The following is a 15,209-nucleotide window of genomic DNA, read 5'->3' on the forward strand; positions in this document are numbered from 1 at the left end:
ATTAATCGGAACGAACGAGAGGTACGCTTATGATCGACATTACCGAAACGTATGTGGACTCGTTGGCTCTGAACGCCGCCGCCGTCAAGAACGGCCGGGATCTTGCCAGAAAAAACAGCTTCCCCAAACTGTGCCGCTCCGAAGATCAAACGCTGCTTTTCGGCGAGTGCAAAGGGAGCGGCAAGGAACCGTACCGCTGTTCGGCGGATTACGCGAAGCCGGGCAGTCCGGTGTTTCGCTGTTCATGCCCGAGCCGCCAATTTCCGTGCAAGCATATTCTCGGCTTGCTGTACGCCTTTGCTTCCGGGGCTCCGTTTCAGACGGAACAAGTCCCTGAAGATGTAGCGGACAAGCGCGAAAAGGCGGAGAAACGCGAGGAGAAGAAGCAAGCGGCCGGGGCCGCGGGAACGGCTCCTTCCGCCGCCAAGCGCAAGACGAACAAGTCCGCGCTCGTCAAAAAAATAGCCAGCCAGCTGGAAGGCCTCGGTCTGCTCGATAAGCTGGTCAGGCAAATCACGCAGAGCGGATTGGCCGGAATCGATCCGAAGACGCTTCATATGCTGGAGGAGCAATCCAAGCAGCTCGGCAATTATTATCTTCCGGGCGCGCAGGCGGCGCTGCGGGAGCTGTTGCTGCTGCTGCAAACGGAGGAGAATAGGGAAGCGGTCTATACGGAAGCGATGGACCGGCTGACCGTGCTGTATGCTCTGGTCAGAAAAGGCAGGGAGCGTCTGGAGGCGCGTAAGAACGATCCGGAAGCGCCGATGGACGCGGCTTCCACGCTGGAGGAGCGGCTCGGCCATGCCTGGCAGCTGGCGGAGCTGCGCGAGCACGGCCGGGTGCTGCCCGAAGCGGAGCTGCTGCAGCTGGCGTTCCGCTCTTACGAGGACGAAGCCAGGGCCGAATATGTGGATGAAGGCTGGTGGGTTCATCTGCAATCGGGGGCCGTGTATCCGACGCGCAATTACAGGCCGGTGCGGGCTGCCAAGCATATGAAAGAGGAAGATTCGACGGAGGCCGTGGTCAAGACAAGCGAATGCTTCGTCTACCCGGGAGAGATGAATCCGCGGATTCGCTGGGAGGCGGCCTTGTTCCGCGAGCCCGGGAGCGGCGATTACGCCAAGGTGCGCGCGGCCGCTTGCCGTTCATTCGCCGAGGCGGTCAAAACGGCCAAAAATCATATGAAAAATCCGCTCGGGGAGAAGCGGCCGGTCATGCTGCTGCATGCGGCACGGCTGCACAAGGCGGACGGGACGTATGTGCTGGAGGACGACACAGGGAAGCGGCTTGCCTTGGGCGACGCGGATTGGTCCGGGCGGGGAAGCACGGAGCTGCTGCCGCTGCTGAAGGCGGAGCATACGGACAATCAGACGTTTCTTGTGATGATGAAGCATGATTTTCGGGAAAACCGGCTACAGGTTCAGCCGCTCAGTCTAATAACGGATACGGGCGTCGTACGGCTCATTTGATATTGCCATTCAGGAAAGGAGGCTCGCTTGATGAGCATACAATTGCTGCAAGAGTTACATAGCGAGGTTCGGCGGCTGTTCATAGCCGGCAGCGCCCTGGCGGCCGGGGACGTGCGGCTCGACAAGCTCAGGCCCCGGCTTGAGGCGCTGGGTGAGCATGCTCCGGTATTTCATCGCCTGGCCCGATTGGTGGAGCAGCTGACGGAAGCGTCCGGGGACGAAGCGCCGCCGAAGCTGCTTGAGCTGGGAACGCTGCTCCATGCGGTCATGTATACGCAAGGCAAGACGGATGCCGCCGGGGAAGCGGTGCCGATTCGGACGGCGGACACTTCTTGCTATACGGGAGTTTCGTACCGCAAGCTGCGGGCGGCAACCGAGGCGTTGACGCAGAAAGATCCGGGCAGGCTGGAAGCGATACGAACGGCCTATGAAGAGGGCGTGTTCCGGGATATCCGGACCATCGTCCCCGCCGTTTCCGCTCTGGATGAGACGAATTCCGAAATCGCCGAATATGTGACGGAATATGTCGTTCCCGCCTTGGGGGAGCAGGCGCTGCCTGTTCTGAAAAGCCAATTCGACGTGCAGGCGGGCAAAGGAGCCGTTCGCCGGCTGCAGCATATTCACCGGATCGCGGGTATGAAGGAGAAGACTTTGTACTTGCAGGCGATGACCGAAGGCTCGCTGGAAGTACGGGCGGCCGCAATCAAGCTGCTGGGAGCGTATCCCGAATGCGAGGCCGTCCTGTTGGGACAATCGCTCGATAAAAAGAAGGAAATACGCCGCGCGGCCTACTTCGCGCTGGCGGAGCTGGCAAGCGGCGCAGCTGCGGATCGGCTGTATCAGGCTTTTTTGGGCAAAGACCGCGACAATGCGATCGATCCGATCCAAAGCTGCGAATCCGAGTCGCTGACCGAACGGCTGGTGTCTTTTGCCGAAGCGCAGCTGCCGTCGCTTGCCCAAGCCGAGGCTGCAGAGCAAGCGATTGCGGCACTGGAGTCGGCTGCTCAATGTATGGACGGGAAGACGCATCCGCAGATCGCCGATTTGTGGATGAGGCTCTTATCGGAGCCGGCGTTCGCCGTGAAGGAAGCCGATACGCTGCAGCGGGAAGCGGCCCGGCAGCTGCTCGCGATGGGACTCCCGGGTACCGACCGGTTCCTGCTGGCGCTTAGCGAACAGCGGGACCGCAAATGGATCGCTCACAGCTTTCAAGCCGCCGTGCGTACGCTGCCGCCGGGAGAAGTATACGATCGTTTCGCGCAAGCGTTCAAAGCGAAGGGCAAGCAGCAAGCCGCGGCCAAAGAGCTGCTGCATGCTTTCTATACGCTGACGGAGCCTGCTGGCTGGAGAGCGGCTGGCGAAGCGGCGTCTTACGGAACCGCATATGACGGAGCGGCATCGCTCGGAGGGGCCGAGCGGGCGCTGCCAGCCGGGCCTGAATGGGATTCCAGGTGGGTGCATCTGTTCGCCGACATCAACGAAGAGGAGCTGGTTTGCCGCCTGGCGAGCGAGCCGGACGACAAAGTTACGTCCTACTTGCTGAAGCGCTGGGAGACGGCTCCCCAGTTGATGAAGCCGCGCACCGTATCGATCCTGGGAGCTTTGCTCAGACAGCGCTGCAAGGATGCCCCCGAGCTGATTATGCGCACCTTCGAGTTAACGAAGGCCAAGCAGATCTATTACCTGGACGACGAGAAGCTGGCGCTGCTTGCCGCTCTTCCCGCGGCGTACGCCGAGCGTGTGGCGCAATTCGCCGAAGCGCTGCCTTACGAAAGCTTGAAGCAGCAGGTAAGGGAATTGGCGGAGCGGATCAAAAGCCAAGAGAACAAGGCAGTAACCTACTGACGCCCCTCTGCACGGGACGTCGACACGATAAAGGAGTGGAGCGAAACGAATGGAACAACAACAAAATGTACTCAGGCTGCCGGCCGAACGATTGTTTCGGGAGGAGCTCGAAGCTTTGCGGCAGGCGGACCGCGATCCGAGACCTGCGGGCTGGAGATTGTCTCCGCGGGCGGTGCTGACCTTCATTACGGGAGGCCAGGCGGGCAAAGTCGAGATTACGCCGAAATACATCGGACATAAGCGTCTGGTGGAGATTGCGATCGCCACGCTGCTGACCGACCGCGCGCTGCTGCTCATCGGGGAGCCGGGAACGGCCAAATCGTGGCTGTCGGAAAATTTGACCGCGGCCATTCACGGCGATTCGTCCAAGGTCATTCAAGGCACGGCCGGAACGAGCGAGGAGCAAATCCGCTATTCCTGGAACTATGCCATGCTGCTGGCCAACGGGCCGAGCGACGACGCGCTGATCAAGAGTCCGATCTACCGCGCCATGGAATGCGGCGGCATCGCCCGGTTCGAGGAAATATCCCGCTGCGCGTCGGAAGTGCAGGATGCGCTCATCTCCATCCTGTCCGAGAAGACGATCTCGATTCCCGAGCTCGGACGCGAGCTGTCCGCATCCAGAGGCTTCTCGATCATCGCTACGGCCAATACCCGCGACCGGGGCGTCAACGATATGTCCGCCGCGCTCAAGCGGCGGTTCAATATTTTGGCGCTGCCTTCACCGGCGGACCTGGAGACGGAAGTCGAAATCGTGCGCAAGCGGGTGAGGGACATCGCGGCGAGCTACGAGCTGCAGGCGGAGCTGCCGCAGGAGGAAGCGGTGCGCAAGGTGGTCGCGATCTTCCGCGAGCTGCGCAGCGGCATGACGCTCGACGGCAAGGAGAAGGTGAAGCCGCCGAGCGGCGTCGTATCTACGGCCGAAGCGATCTCTCTGCTGACGAACAGCATGGCGCTTGCCGCCAGCTTCGGCACGGGAGAGGTCAGGGAGGAAGATATCGCCGCAGGCTTGCAGGGAGCTATTGTGAAGGATGAAGATCAAGACCGTGTCGTCTGGAAACAGTATTTGGAAAATGTCATGAAGAAGCGGGGATCGGAATGGCGAAGCCTATACAACGCATGCAAGGAGATGAACGATTGAACCGCGGCCACGGGCAGGTGCATGTATTCGGCATCCGCCATTTATCGCCTGCGGGAGCCTATGAGCTTCGGGCCTTCCTGGACGAAACGGAGCCCGAGTTCGTGCTGGTCGAAGGGCCGTCCGATGCAACCGAATGGATCGGACAAATGACTTCGCGCGGCGTCAATCCGCCTATCGCTATTCTGGCTTATACCGAGCAGCTGCCCGTGGAGACGCTCGTGTTCCCCTTGGCGGCCTACTCGCCGGAATACCAGGCGTTCGTCTGGGCGGCCGAGCGCGGGGCCAAGGCGGCGTTCATCGACTTGCCGTCGGATGCCGCCGTCACGCTTCACGGGCTGCGGAGAACGTCCGGGGACGGGGACGCAGAGCCAGAGCTTCAGGAGGAAGCTGGATTGGACCGAGACTCCGCGCGCAGAGCTTATTACGGCAAGCAGCGCTTGATCTACGACCGGCTCGCGGAGCTGTCCGGCGAAGCGGATTACGAAGCTTATTGGGAAAGACAGTTCGAGCATCCGCTGCAGCCCGGCGCTTACCGCCGGTCGCTTCTGGAATATTCGGGCCAAATCCGCGCCATGCTGGAGCAGGACGAATGGGCGTTCGATCCGCAGGAGGCGGCGTATAACGCGATTCGCGAAGCCTATATGCGCCGCAGCATAGCGGAAGCTATAGCGGCGGGCCACCCCGCGGAGCGGATCGTCGTCGTGACGGGAGCGCATCACGCCTCCGCTCTCGATATGTCGCTGCCGATGATGACCGACGAGGAGCTGCAAGGGCTGCCGCGCCGTCCGACGAAGCTGACGCTAATGCCGTATTCCTACTACAAGCTGTCCTCGCATTCGGGGTACGGGGCGGGCAATCCGGCTCCCGCCTATTTCGAGCTGCTCTGGCATTGTCTGCGGCAGGGCGACATGGCGAAGCTGCCTTCGCTGTATTTGTCTTCCGTCGCGGCCCGGATGCGGGAGGAAGGCAATTCGCGCTCGACCGCGTCCGTCATCGAAGGGGTTCGGCTGTCCGAAGCGCTGGCTTCGCTGCACGGCGGAAGCCTGCCGACGAATAAAGATTTGCGCGATGCGGCGATCGTCTGCCTGGGCTTCGGAGAGCTGGCTCCCGTTGCCGAGGCGCTGGCGCGAACCGATATCGGGACGGCCATCGGCTCGCTGCCGGAAGGGATCAGCCAGACGTCGATTCAAGACGATATGAACCGCAATTTGAAGCGGCTGAAGCTGGATAAATACAAAACGTCGGTCGCAGCCGACCTGGAGCTGGATTTGCGGGAAAACCGGAGGGTGCAGTCGGCCGAAGCGGCCTTTCTCGATCTGCACCGCTCGACCTTTTTGCATCGGCTGGGGCTGCTGCAAATCGCCTTCGCCCGCAACAAAAAGGTAAGGCAGAACGCCGCCACCTGGGCGGAGCATTGGGTGCTCCAATGGACCCCGGAAGCGGAGATTCAGACGGTGGAATCCGTTCTGAAGGGCGAGACGATCGAGCTGGCCGCCGCCTTCGTCATTAAAGAGCGGCTGGAGCAATGCGCCGAGATCCGCGAAGCTTCCCGGATCATTCGCGCCGCGTACGAATGCGGTCTGCCCGACGCCATGGAGCAGGCGCGCCAAGAGCTGCAGCGGCTCGCGGTGGAGGCCGGCAGCGTGCCGCAGCTTGCGGCCGCGGCGGTCGAGCTGTCGGTGCTGATCCGCTACGGCGATCTGCGCAAGGTCGACACGTCGGCGCTGCTGCCGCTGCTTCAGCAGCTGTTCCTGCGCGGCGCGCTGCTGCTCGTCGATGCGGCCGGATGCAGCGACGAAGCCGCCGCAGGCATCGCGCAGGCGATGGGCGAGCTGCACGGGATCGCGCAGGAGCATTACGATCACGTGGACGATGCGCTGTGGCTGCGCCAGCTTCAGGCGCTCGCTTCGCGCGACGACCGCAACGCCAAGCTGTCCGGCCTGGCTTTTGCGCTGCTGCTGGAGCGCAATCAGCTCGGAAGCGAACAAGTGTCGCGCGAGGTGTCGCGACGGTTGTCTCCCGGCATTCCGGCCGACCTGGGAGCCGGCTGGTTCGAAGGGATGTCGATGCGCAACCGCTATGCGCTGCTCTCGCGAACGGGGCTATGGGAGCAGCTGGACGACTATATCCGTTCGCTGGAAGGCGCGGAGTTTCACCGTTCGCTCGTATTTCTGCGCCGAGCGTTCGGCTCGTTCGAAGCGCGGGAGAAGCAGCTGGTCGCCGAGATGCTCGGCGAGCTGTGGGGCATTGGCGGCGACCAGGCGGGAGAAATGCTGCAGCGACCGCTCAGCGAAGAGGAGAGAAGGATGCTGGATGAGCTTAATGATTACGACTTTGGAGATTTGTGAGCTATGACGATACAGGAACGGCAGGAACCAATGGAGCCGGCAGAGCGGTTAAAGCGCTGGCGTCTCGTTCTCGGCGAAGCCGCCGAGGAGAAGCTGAGCGCATTCGGCGGCGGCGCCGGGCTGCTCGACGAAGAAGCGAGAATGATGGACGAGGCGCTGGCCGCCATCTACGATGAAACCGGCGACGGAGCCTTATCCGGCGCCAGTCCGGGAGGGAGCCGCAAGGCGGGACTCGGCGCCTCGTCCCCGAAGCTGGCCAAGTGGCTCGGGGATATCCGCAGCTTCTTCCCTTCGGATATCGTATCGATCATTCAGGCCGATGCGATCGAGCGCAAAGGGCTGAAGCAGCTGCTGTTCGAACCGGAGATGCTGGAGCAGGTGAAACCGGATATTCAGATGGTCGCCACCTTGATGGCGCTCCGCGGCAAAATTCCCGAGAAGACCAAAGACACGGCAAGACAGCTGGTCAAAGCCGTAGTCGACGAAATTATGAAGCGGATGGAAGAAGATATTCGCCGGGCCGTCACGGGGGCGTTGAACCGAAGGCGGCATTCCCCGCTGCCTTCGCTTTCGGGGATGGACTGGAAGCGGACCATCGCCAAAAATCTCAAGCATTACGACGAGCAGAGCAAGCGGTTGATTCCCGAGCGCTTTTACTTTTTCGACCGGGCCCGGCGGAGCAAGGAATGGACGGTTATTTTGGACATTGACCAGAGCGGGTCCATGGCCGATTCGGTCATCTATGCCTCGGTCATCGGCTCCGTGCTCGCCAGCTTGCCCGCGCTGGAGACGCGGGTCGTCGTCTTTGATACGGAAGTCGTCGATTTGAGCGAGCAGTGCGCGCAGGACCCGGTAGATATGCTGTTCGGCATTCAACTGGGCGGCGGCACCGACATTAACAAGTCGGTCGCTTACTGCGAGCCGTTCATCAAAGAGCCGCAGAAAACGCTGTTTATTCTCATCTCCGATTTGTACGAAGGCGGCAACGTATCGGCCTTCCTGCGGAGGATGGAGGAGATGCGGGCGGCCGGCGTCCAAGCGATGTGTCTGTTGGCTCTATCCGATCGGGGCGTTCCGTCTTACGACGAAGGCAATGCAAAGAAGCTGGCGCGAATGGGCATCCCCTGCTTCGGTTGTTCCCCGGACCGCCTTCCCGAGCTGATCGAGGGGGCCTTGAAGGGGCAAAACTTGCAGGCGCTGGCCGACAAGCTGGGCTCCGTCAAAAGCTATCAGTGATGACGCGCCGCAGAAATCAATAGAAACTTTTAATAAAATCAATAAATATTTTTTATTTAATCATTGACAAACATTCCCTCTCGCGTATATCATAACCATATCATAAATCGAAAGGAGGCCGATGATCATGATCCGGCATACGTTCAATGCAGTTGTCTTGGAATTGAATAAGCAGATGAAGTCCATCGGCCTCGACGGCCGGGTGTCAGTTGGATAATCCCGGGAGCGGACGTTTTGCCGGTCTTTTTGAAGGACCTTGGGCAAGGCGGTTCGCTTTCCGGGATCGATGATCCATAATTTCTGTGACATGAACCGTGGGCTTCCGTTGGGAGCCTGCGGTTTTTTTGTTGTTTAGGAAATGATGCGCAACCATTTCCTGTGGATATCCGGGGGCTCCCCCGAAAGTAATGTCTAACCATAGAACGATCCCGGCGGATTGGTTAGACGCCGATCCAGCCGAAGCTGGATGCGGACGGAATAAGCTTCAGAGCATCACGTCACTTTTGGGGGATTTGTTCTATGTACAGCGGAATCGCGAATGAAACCGCGCACCTGAAAAACAACTAATCAACGATGAGAGAGGAAAGACCTATAGATATGGAACGATTACTTCATGACAATGAACAACGGCCGCAAGAGGCCTATTACCGCAAGGTGCAGCTCCCGGCGGGGGACCTGCACGTCTATGCCAGCGACTCCTTGTTCGCCGGACTGGATTATAAAGTGCTGGACATGGCCAACAACAATCTGCAAATTCCCGGCAACCGGTATATGAGCTACACGCCCGACGTGCACGTGGGGGTCGGGACCTGCATCGGCACGACGGCGATCTGGGATATGGCGGACGGTTACGTGTCGCCTTCCATCGTCGGCAGCGATATCGGCTGCGGCATGCGGCTGCATTTGACCAATCTGCATCGCGACGACCTGCGCGACGTCAAGCTGCGGCGCAAGCTCGTCAAAGCGATCGAGCGGCATCTGCCGGTGGAAGAGCAGGCGAGGGGGCATTTCTCGGATATCCGGCTCGATCATATCGTGCGCAAAGGACTGTCCGGGCTGCCGAAGAAATACGTTCCCGATGGGTATACACCCCGCAAAGCGACTTCGCTGACCCGCGTGGAATGCGGCAAATTCGGCTTGGACGAATCGTATTTGGAGCGGCTGCCGGAGACGGTTTATCATCGTGCGCACCGGCAGCTCGGGACGCTCGGCAACGGCAATCATTTTGCCGAGATCCAGTACGTGGAAATCGACGAGGATCACAGAGACATCGCCGAGCAGTGGGGACTGTCGGATGGGCAGGTGGCCGTTATGATTCACTCGGGCTCCCGCGCCTGGGGCGGAGCGGTCAATCAATACTGCAGCAGCGAGATCGTCAAGATGATGAGCCGCCGCGGTCTCGGAACGGCCGATCCGAAGCTGCTGTTCGCCCCGTTGGATAGCGAGAGCGGGCAAATGTACGTGAACCTGATGTATTCGGCGCTGAACTACGCCGTCGTCAACCGCCACCTGATCGCGTATGCGATTCGCGAGGCGGGCCAGCAAGTGTTCGGCTCCAAGTTCGAAATGAGCACTCTGTACGATCTGATGCATAACTATGCTTGGGAAGAGAAGCATGGCAAGAAAACGCTGTTCGTCCACCGCAAGGGGGCTACGAGGGCGCTGCCGCCGGGTCATCCCGACAATCCGGATGCCTATGCGGAAACGGGCCATCCCGCCTTGATCCCCGGGTCGATGGGCACCTCCTCCTATATTATGGTCGGCAAGCCCGGCGGCCAAAGCAATTATTACTCGATATGCCACGGCGCCGGCCGCATACGCTCCCGCAGCGCGACGAAGCGTCTGGTGACGATGGACCAATTCCGTTCGTCGATGCGCATCGGATCGGACGACGAGATTGTCGTCAACCAGCGGACGCTCGAATCGCTGATCGACGAATCGCCGCAGGCTTACAAGGATGTCGACCAAATCATCGACAGCGTCGTCGGAGCGGGCTTGGCCGGCGTCGTCGCCAAGTGCAAGCCGCTGGCCGCGGTCAAGGGGGTGTAGGCGCATGATTCCGATACGCACCGGTTCCCCGGCACGGGGAGCAATGCAGACCGGCGGCTTGCGGACAGCCTCTGCCAGCCTCGTTAGCCATAGAACGCCGCACAGCGCGCCGCCGCATCATGATGCGGCGCTTGCTATCGAGCGCATTCAAAGCATGCTGACCGAACGGTTCGGAGCCGAGTTTCAAATGTATGTGCAGGATGATTACGGCAATGAAATGTGGGAGATGCTGGAGGAGGATATCCGCTCGGGCAGCGAAGCGGCGGAGCATATGGCATCGATTTACGACAGCGTCGAAGCGAAATCGTTCTCTTACCGCGGGGAGCAGGCCGAAGCGGGATACCGCATTTTCGCTTCGATTCGCAACAACGTCTTCCTCTATCCGGCTTATCGGGTTGCGCTGGCGAGAGTACCCGTATTCCGGCAGCACGGAATCTTCGACGAGGAGTATATTTTTGCCGCCGATGACGATTGCATGGACCGCTTCCTCGCTTATATGCTTCTCAGGCAAAGGGAGAACGACCGGGAGCATGTGACGGTGATGACGGACGGCCCTAACGGCCTCGAACGCTCGCAGGAGCCGATCACCAGAGCGGTCGGCCGCGATGAAGTGATGATGGACGATCGGGTGAAGCAGGAAATTTACCGGTCGATCGACGAATTTTTCTCGCGCGACCGGCAGTTTTTTACGTCGTACGATATTCCCTACAAACGGGGCATATTGCTCTACGGCCGGCCCGGCAACGGCAAGACGACGCTGGTCAAATCGATTGCCGGAAGCGCGCGGGCTCCGGTCGCTTATTGGCAAATTACCGAGCATACCTGCAGCCAATCGATTCAGGATGTATTCGAATCCGCTCAGAAGATGGCTCCGATGGTGCTCGTCATCGAAGATATCGACTCGATGCCCGGGCTGGTCCGCTCGTTTTTCCTGAACACGCTCGACGGCGCGACGTCCAAGGAAGGCATCTTTCTGATCGGGACGACGAACTATCCGGAGAACATCGATCCGGCGCTGATGAACCGGGCCGGACGTTTTGACCGCGCATACGAGATCAGGCTGCCCGATGCGGCGCTGCGCCGCCGGTATCTGGAGCGCAAGCGGCTGGAACTTGTCGCGGGCGACGGGGCGGCGGAGAGGGCGGCCGCACTGACGGAAGGCTTCAGCTTTGCGCAGCTGAACGAGCTGTATGCTTCGGCGGCGCTGCAAAAGCATTACGAGCAGGAAGTGAAGCTCGAAGCGCTAATACAGAATATGAAGGCGGAGCTGAATAAAGCACGGACGCAGCAGTGGGTTGCGGAGCAGGCGGGAGCGAGAATGGGATTCGGCGCAGGATAGAAGAGCAGCGCCGCTGGTTGCGGGGTTGACCGTCGTTCTAAAAGCAGTGCAGCTCAGGATGCATAACAAAGGGAGGACGGCTGCGCAGGGCAGTTTCCTCCCTTTGTCGTTTAGTTATACGCCGCCTTGCGTCCGGCGCTTATTCGAGCTTGAATCCCCGCGAGTCGAGGAACGGACGGATATGGGCGCGCCCCGGCTTGGCGTATTTGTCGGCGATGCCTTGGGACCAAGTGGTAAGCGTCTTGCCGCCCGTACGTTCCCTGTAATACTCGTACATTGTTTCGTCGTATTCCTTCGTCCCTTGCGCGGCCTTGTCGGCATGGTAGCGATTGCTGTGATACACGGCTTGCCGAGGCAGGCGAGGACGGTGGGAAGGCTCTTGGTCGGGAACGCCGACGCACATGCCGTAGACCGGATAAGTCAGCTCGGGAAGCTGCAGCAGCTCGCATACGTTCTGCGGGTTGTTGCGGATGCCGCCGATATAGCAGATGCCGAGGCCGAGCGATTCGGCGGCGATAGCGGCGTTTTGCGCGGCCAGCGTGGCGTCGACGGTAGCGACCAGGAAGCTTTCCGTATTATGGTGGAACGGCTGCCCGTGCAGCGCGGACGCTTCTTTGAGCCGGTGCAGGTCGGCGACGAAGACGAGGAACAGGCCGCATTGCTCGATGTAGGCCTGATTGCCGGCGAGCCGCGCCAGCTCCTGCTTCAAGCCCGGATCGGTAACGCCGATAATGCTGTAGGCTTGGACATTGCTGGAGGACGACGCCATCTGCGCCGAAGAGATAATCGCTTCGATCTGTTCACTCGTGAGGGCGTCCGGTTTGAATTTGCGGATGGAGCGGTGGCTGCGGAGCAGCTCGATGGTCGGATTCATAAAGGCCACAATCCCTTCTTGATTAATGATTGTAAATAAAAAGCCCCCGGCTTGGCGAGGGGTCTCCGAAGGTTCGGTTGATGTACTGTATTGTATCATAGAGCTAAGTCATATTCATCAGACGGTATAAGGATGAGATACATTCACAAAAAATATACTAATTTATGGGATGTACAGAAAAATAATTCGAAGCATGTTGACAATGATAATGAGAACCATTATCATTAGGATATAAGCAATGAGAATTATTATCAACGGTAAACAAAGCCTATAAGGAGGAGCATCTTTCGTGCAAATGGTATTGTGTCTGTTATTGCCTGCTTTGTTCGTATCCATGGTGCTTGTCGGGTTTTACTGCTGGGGAATGCGCGACGAATATAATTTTACCAAGTGGAGCTCCGGGAAGCGTAAGGGCGCATAGCCGCCGCTGACAAGAGTTTCAACACGTACATTCACATATTGAATTGGAGAAAGAAAGGAGGCAAGCCAGTGGCATCGATTTTAGTTGTAGGAGCAGATCATTTGGGGAATATGCCGGAGCAGCTTGCCAATATCGGTTTTGACGACGTTATGCATATGTCCGGACGCAAATGCCAGATGGTCCGCAAGGGCATTCCCGATAAAGTGGACGCGGTCCTCGTATTGACGGATTATATTAACCACAACTTAACCAAGGTGATCAAGCAGCAAGCCAAAGAGCAGGAGCTGCCGATCTATTATGCCAAGAGATCCTGGTGTTCTGTGCAAAAGGCGCTTTGTTCCTGCGAGCATGTTTGCGAAATGATGAGAGCGAAGCAGTAAGCAGGGCAGAGCGCCCTTAGCCGTTTCGCATCAAATATACATAGCAGGGTGATCGGTTTCAGGTTTGCTCCCTTTAATCGGGCCATTGCCCTCTACCGAATAAGAAGCTTTCGTTCCCGCTGTACACGGCGGTCAGAGACGAAGCTTCTTTGTGCGCTGTAAAGGCATTTTACGCAACAATAAAGATCACCCATCTGCTGTCGACAGATCCGGTGATCTTTACTTGATTTTGTCCCGCCAACAAGCTGGTATGAGAAGGGGGAAAGGAAAGGATTACGATGCAATCCGACCATATGGTTTTTATAAACTGCTGTACTAAGTGCGAAATGGAAATAGGATCGAAGCAACGGACATCATCTCTCTTGGACAGGCAGTCGTTCCGCAGGTACAATCCGAGAGGGTAAATCTACATGGCGAGGTTATCCGATGAAAGGTCAAAATAATGCGGTGTTGCGAGCATGAAAGGAATGCGTCGACCGCGGCCGGGCAGCAAACTATTCTAGCCTTTATTGATAGAACGTTCGGCGCGGACAAAGGCGATGAAGCGCTTGGCCTCTTCCGGAGTAAGCTTCATTCCGTCTACCGTCAAGGAGAATTTCTCCAAAATTTTTTCGTTGGACAGCTCCAACGAATCGACGAATTCGCGGACATCTTCATCCAGCACAATGTGCGGGTCGTCGGTCCTTCCGATGAGGTAGTCGATAGAAACGTTGAATAAATTCGCTATGCTGACGATGGTTTCGTAGTCCGGCTCTCTCCGGTTATTCTCGTAATGCGACAAAGAAGCGCGAGTAATACCGAGTTTGCTAGAAAGCCCCTCCTGCGTCAGGGAATGTTTTTCACGTAATGATGCTATTCGTTCCCCGTATTTCATAAATAGTTACCTCCAGTGATTACAATCAGTTAGTTGATAGATCAGGGTTTTCAAGGATATTATTCAAATGTCAGGGATTTTTTGGGAGTTAGCATTCTGTCATATTGACATTGATACAAAATGTATCGTATGTTAATGATAGTATATGAATTTGCTAGGCAATTATATACTGGATGCCACAATAACCGCCTTGACATTTTAATTTATTACAAAATGTATCGTAAGTTTATTTTACCCAAAAAAACGAAGGTTGGGAAGATGTCATGTGAACCAAAAAGAAAACGACAAACAATTTCATTTGCGCAAGCTGCTTCGCTCGATGGAATGCAGACTGTCGATAAGCCAAGTGAACGACCGCCCCGTGCAAACCGGATTTGCTTTAGTTGAGGTCGAGGGGCTGAGCTCCGGTGAGATTCAATTCGTATCGGAGCTGCTGCTGCCGGACCGGGGGCACGTTACGTTCTCTCTGGAATTTGTGTTTGAAGAAGCGGTCCTGAAATTTCAAGGCAGCAAGCTTCATCGATGCGGCGAGAGCGCTCCCTATCGCTATCAATTGGAATATGAGATGAACAGACTTGAGAGATCTATGCTTTTTGCCAAAATCAATCATCTCATGGAAGCCTCTCAATCCGCTGTGACCAAAGCCATAGCAAGCTACGCCTCGTTCTACTCCTACTATCATTTTACCCCTGGGAAAGTTTTTCAAACCTAATCCGGGAGCCTGCGAGAGTGAATTTGCACCTTGGAATCGATAGTCTATGAGGATCCTAGTATTCGGCGGTGCCGAAGCCAGGTAAGCGTATGAATCCATGCCGATGTTCTGGAAAAAGGAGTGCTGTGAATGAACGGTGACAACCTGGATCATGGGAAAATTCAACTAGACATCCAAAAAATTATGGTGCAGCTGAATATCGACGGGAAAAATTATACCAGCAGTTTGATGTCAATCCGCCATGAACGTCCACTTCCTCCGAAACCGAATGACAAGTAGCGCGGGCTGCTTGCCCCAAAGAAGCCGTCTATCTTGTCGGAAGCTCCGCAAGAAGGGAGCAAAGGCCTTCGTACCGGACCGATGATACGATTAGTATCAATCGTCCGGTATTTTATTGTCTAAGAAAACCCCCAGTTCGACTGGGGGTTCAGGAAAGCTTATAGCTATGAGTAAAAATCCCTTGACCTTTATGATAAGATGATAGCCGGTCTGCCAACCGCAACATCAAATCAAGGAGGACA

General features: G+C 57.4%; 13 protein-coding genes. 11 read left to right on the forward strand and 2 right to left on the reverse strand.

What is annotated here, in order from left to right:
* The first annotated feature begins 29 nt into the window (after window positions 1–29).
* The 7 genes from N0M98_RS27555 to N0M98_RS27585 all read left to right on the forward strand — a co-directional run bounded on the left by N0M98_RS27555 (window position 30) and on the right by N0M98_RS27585 (window position 11,427).
* Window positions 30–1,469, forward strand: coding sequence for an SWIM zinc finger family protein (locus N0M98_RS27555; protein WP_259619759.1), 1,440 nt, complete (start codon window positions 30–32; stop codon window positions 1,467–1,469).
* A gap of 30 nt (window positions 1,470–1,499) precedes the next feature.
* Window positions 1,500–3,314 (forward strand): hypothetical protein, encoded by a 1,815-nt coding sequence (locus N0M98_RS27560; RefSeq protein WP_259619760.1) that lies wholly within the window; start codon window positions 1,500–1,502, stop codon window positions 3,312–3,314.
* A gap of 49 nt (window positions 3,315–3,363) precedes the next feature.
* Window positions 3,364–4,455, forward strand: coding sequence for an AAA family ATPase (locus tag N0M98_RS27565; RefSeq protein WP_259619761.1), 1,092 nt, complete (start codon window positions 3,364–3,366; stop codon window positions 4,453–4,455).
* Window positions 4,452–6,803 (forward strand): DUF5682 family protein, encoded by a 2,352-nt coding sequence (locus N0M98_RS27570; protein WP_259619762.1) that lies wholly within the window; start codon window positions 4,452–4,454, stop codon window positions 6,801–6,803. The genes N0M98_RS27565 and N0M98_RS27570 overlap by 4 nt, the downstream gene beginning before the upstream one ends.
* A 3-nt stretch (window positions 6,804–6,806) precedes the next feature.
* Complete coding sequence (locus N0M98_RS27575; RefSeq protein WP_259619763.1) at window positions 6,807–8,039, forward strand: VWA domain-containing protein; 1,233 nt, start codon at window positions 6,807–6,809, stop codon at window positions 8,037–8,039.
* Between the two features lie 597 nt (window positions 8,040–8,636).
* Window positions 8,637–10,088, forward strand: a complete 1,452-nt coding sequence (locus N0M98_RS27580) for an RtcB family protein (RefSeq protein WP_259619764.1) — start codon at window positions 8,637–8,639, stop codon at window positions 10,086–10,088.
* Between the two features lie 4 nt (window positions 10,089–10,092).
* Window positions 10,093–11,427, forward strand: coding sequence for an AAA family ATPase (locus N0M98_RS27585; RefSeq protein WP_249861368.1), 1,335 nt, complete (start codon window positions 10,093–10,095; stop codon window positions 11,425–11,427).
* A 139-nt stretch (window positions 11,428–11,566) separates the two neighbouring features.
* On the opposite strand, the gene nfsA is transcribed toward N0M98_RS27585, so the two are convergent.
* A complete protein-coding gene (gene nfsA / locus N0M98_RS27590) occupies window positions 11,567–12,301 on the reverse strand; it encodes an oxygen-insensitive NADPH nitroreductase (RefSeq protein ID WP_249861369.1) in 735 nt (244 codons plus the stop codon).
* Between the two features lie 289 nt (window positions 12,302–12,590).
* Between nfsA and N0M98_RS27595 the strand changes: the two genes are divergently transcribed.
* Window positions 12,591–12,722, forward strand: a complete 132-nt coding sequence (locus N0M98_RS27595) for a hypothetical protein (RefSeq protein ID WP_259619765.1) — start codon at window positions 12,591–12,593, stop codon at window positions 12,720–12,722.
* Between the two features lie 68 nt (window positions 12,723–12,790).
* Window positions 12,791–13,102 (forward strand): DUF2325 domain-containing protein, encoded by a 312-nt coding sequence (locus N0M98_RS27600; protein WP_249861370.1) that lies wholly within the window; start codon window positions 12,791–12,793, stop codon window positions 13,100–13,102.
* A 499-nt stretch (window positions 13,103–13,601) separates the two neighbouring features.
* On the opposite strand, the gene N0M98_RS27605 is transcribed toward N0M98_RS27600, so the two are convergent.
* Complete coding sequence (locus N0M98_RS27605) at window positions 13,602–13,976, reverse strand: helix-turn-helix domain-containing protein (RefSeq protein ID WP_249861371.1); 375 nt, start codon at window positions 13,974–13,976, stop codon at window positions 13,602–13,604.
* 265 nt (window positions 13,977–14,241) lie between these two features.
* Here N0M98_RS27605 and N0M98_RS27610 point away from each other — a divergent pair, with 265 nt between their 5' ends.
* Together N0M98_RS27610 and N0M98_RS27615 are read left to right on the forward strand one after the other, a co-directional pair.
* On the forward strand, window positions 14,242–14,688 hold the full coding sequence (locus tag N0M98_RS27610; RefSeq protein WP_249861372.1) for a hypothetical protein: 447 nt from the start codon (window positions 14,242–14,244) through the stop codon (window positions 14,686–14,688).
* Window positions 14,689–14,817: 129 nt separating this feature from the next.
* Window positions 14,818–14,967, forward strand: coding sequence for a hypothetical protein (locus tag N0M98_RS27615; protein ID WP_249861373.1), 150 nt, complete (start codon window positions 14,818–14,820; stop codon window positions 14,965–14,967).
* The last annotated feature ends 242 nt before the right edge of the window (window positions 14,968–15,209 follow it).

Source organism: Paenibacillus doosanensis (genome assembly GCF_025060755.1).
Classification (GTDB): domain Bacteria; phylum Bacillota; class Bacilli; order Paenibacillales; family NBRC-103111; genus Paenibacillus_S; species Paenibacillus_S doosanensis.

Excerpts from the sequence above, each read along its gene's own strand:
- N0M98_RS27555 (WP_259619759.1), top strand. The coding sequence starts at position 30 with ATGATCGACATTACCGAAACGTATGTGGACTCGTTGGCTCTGAACGCC.
- N0M98_RS27560 (WP_259619760.1), top strand. The coding sequence starts at position 1,500 with ATGAGCATACAATTGCTGCAAGAGTTACATAGCGAGGTTCGGCGGCTG.
- N0M98_RS27565 (WP_259619761.1), top strand. The coding sequence starts at position 3,364 with ATGGAACAACAACAAAATGTACTCAGGCTGCCGGCCGAACGATTGTTT.
- N0M98_RS27575 (WP_259619763.1), top strand. The coding sequence starts at position 6,807 with ATGACGATACAGGAACGGCAGGAACCAATGGAGCCGGCAGAGCGGTTA.
- N0M98_RS27580 (WP_259619764.1), top strand. The coding sequence starts at position 8,637 with ATGGAACGATTACTTCATGACAATGAACAACGGCCGCAAGAGGCCTAT.
- N0M98_RS27585 (WP_249861368.1), top strand. The coding sequence starts at position 10,093 with ATGATTCCGATACGCACCGGTTCCCCGGCACGGGGAGCAATGCAGACC.
- nfsA (WP_249861369.1), bottom strand. The coding sequence starts at position 12,301 with ATGAATCCGACCATCGAGCTGCTCCGCAGCCACCGCTCCATCCGCAAA.
- N0M98_RS27605 (WP_249861371.1), bottom strand. The coding sequence starts at position 13,976 with ATGAAATACGGGGAACGAATAGCATCATTACGTGAAAAACATTCCCTG.
- N0M98_RS27615 (WP_249861373.1), top strand. The coding sequence starts at position 14,818 with ATGAACGGTGACAACCTGGATCATGGGAAAATTCAACTAGACATCCAA.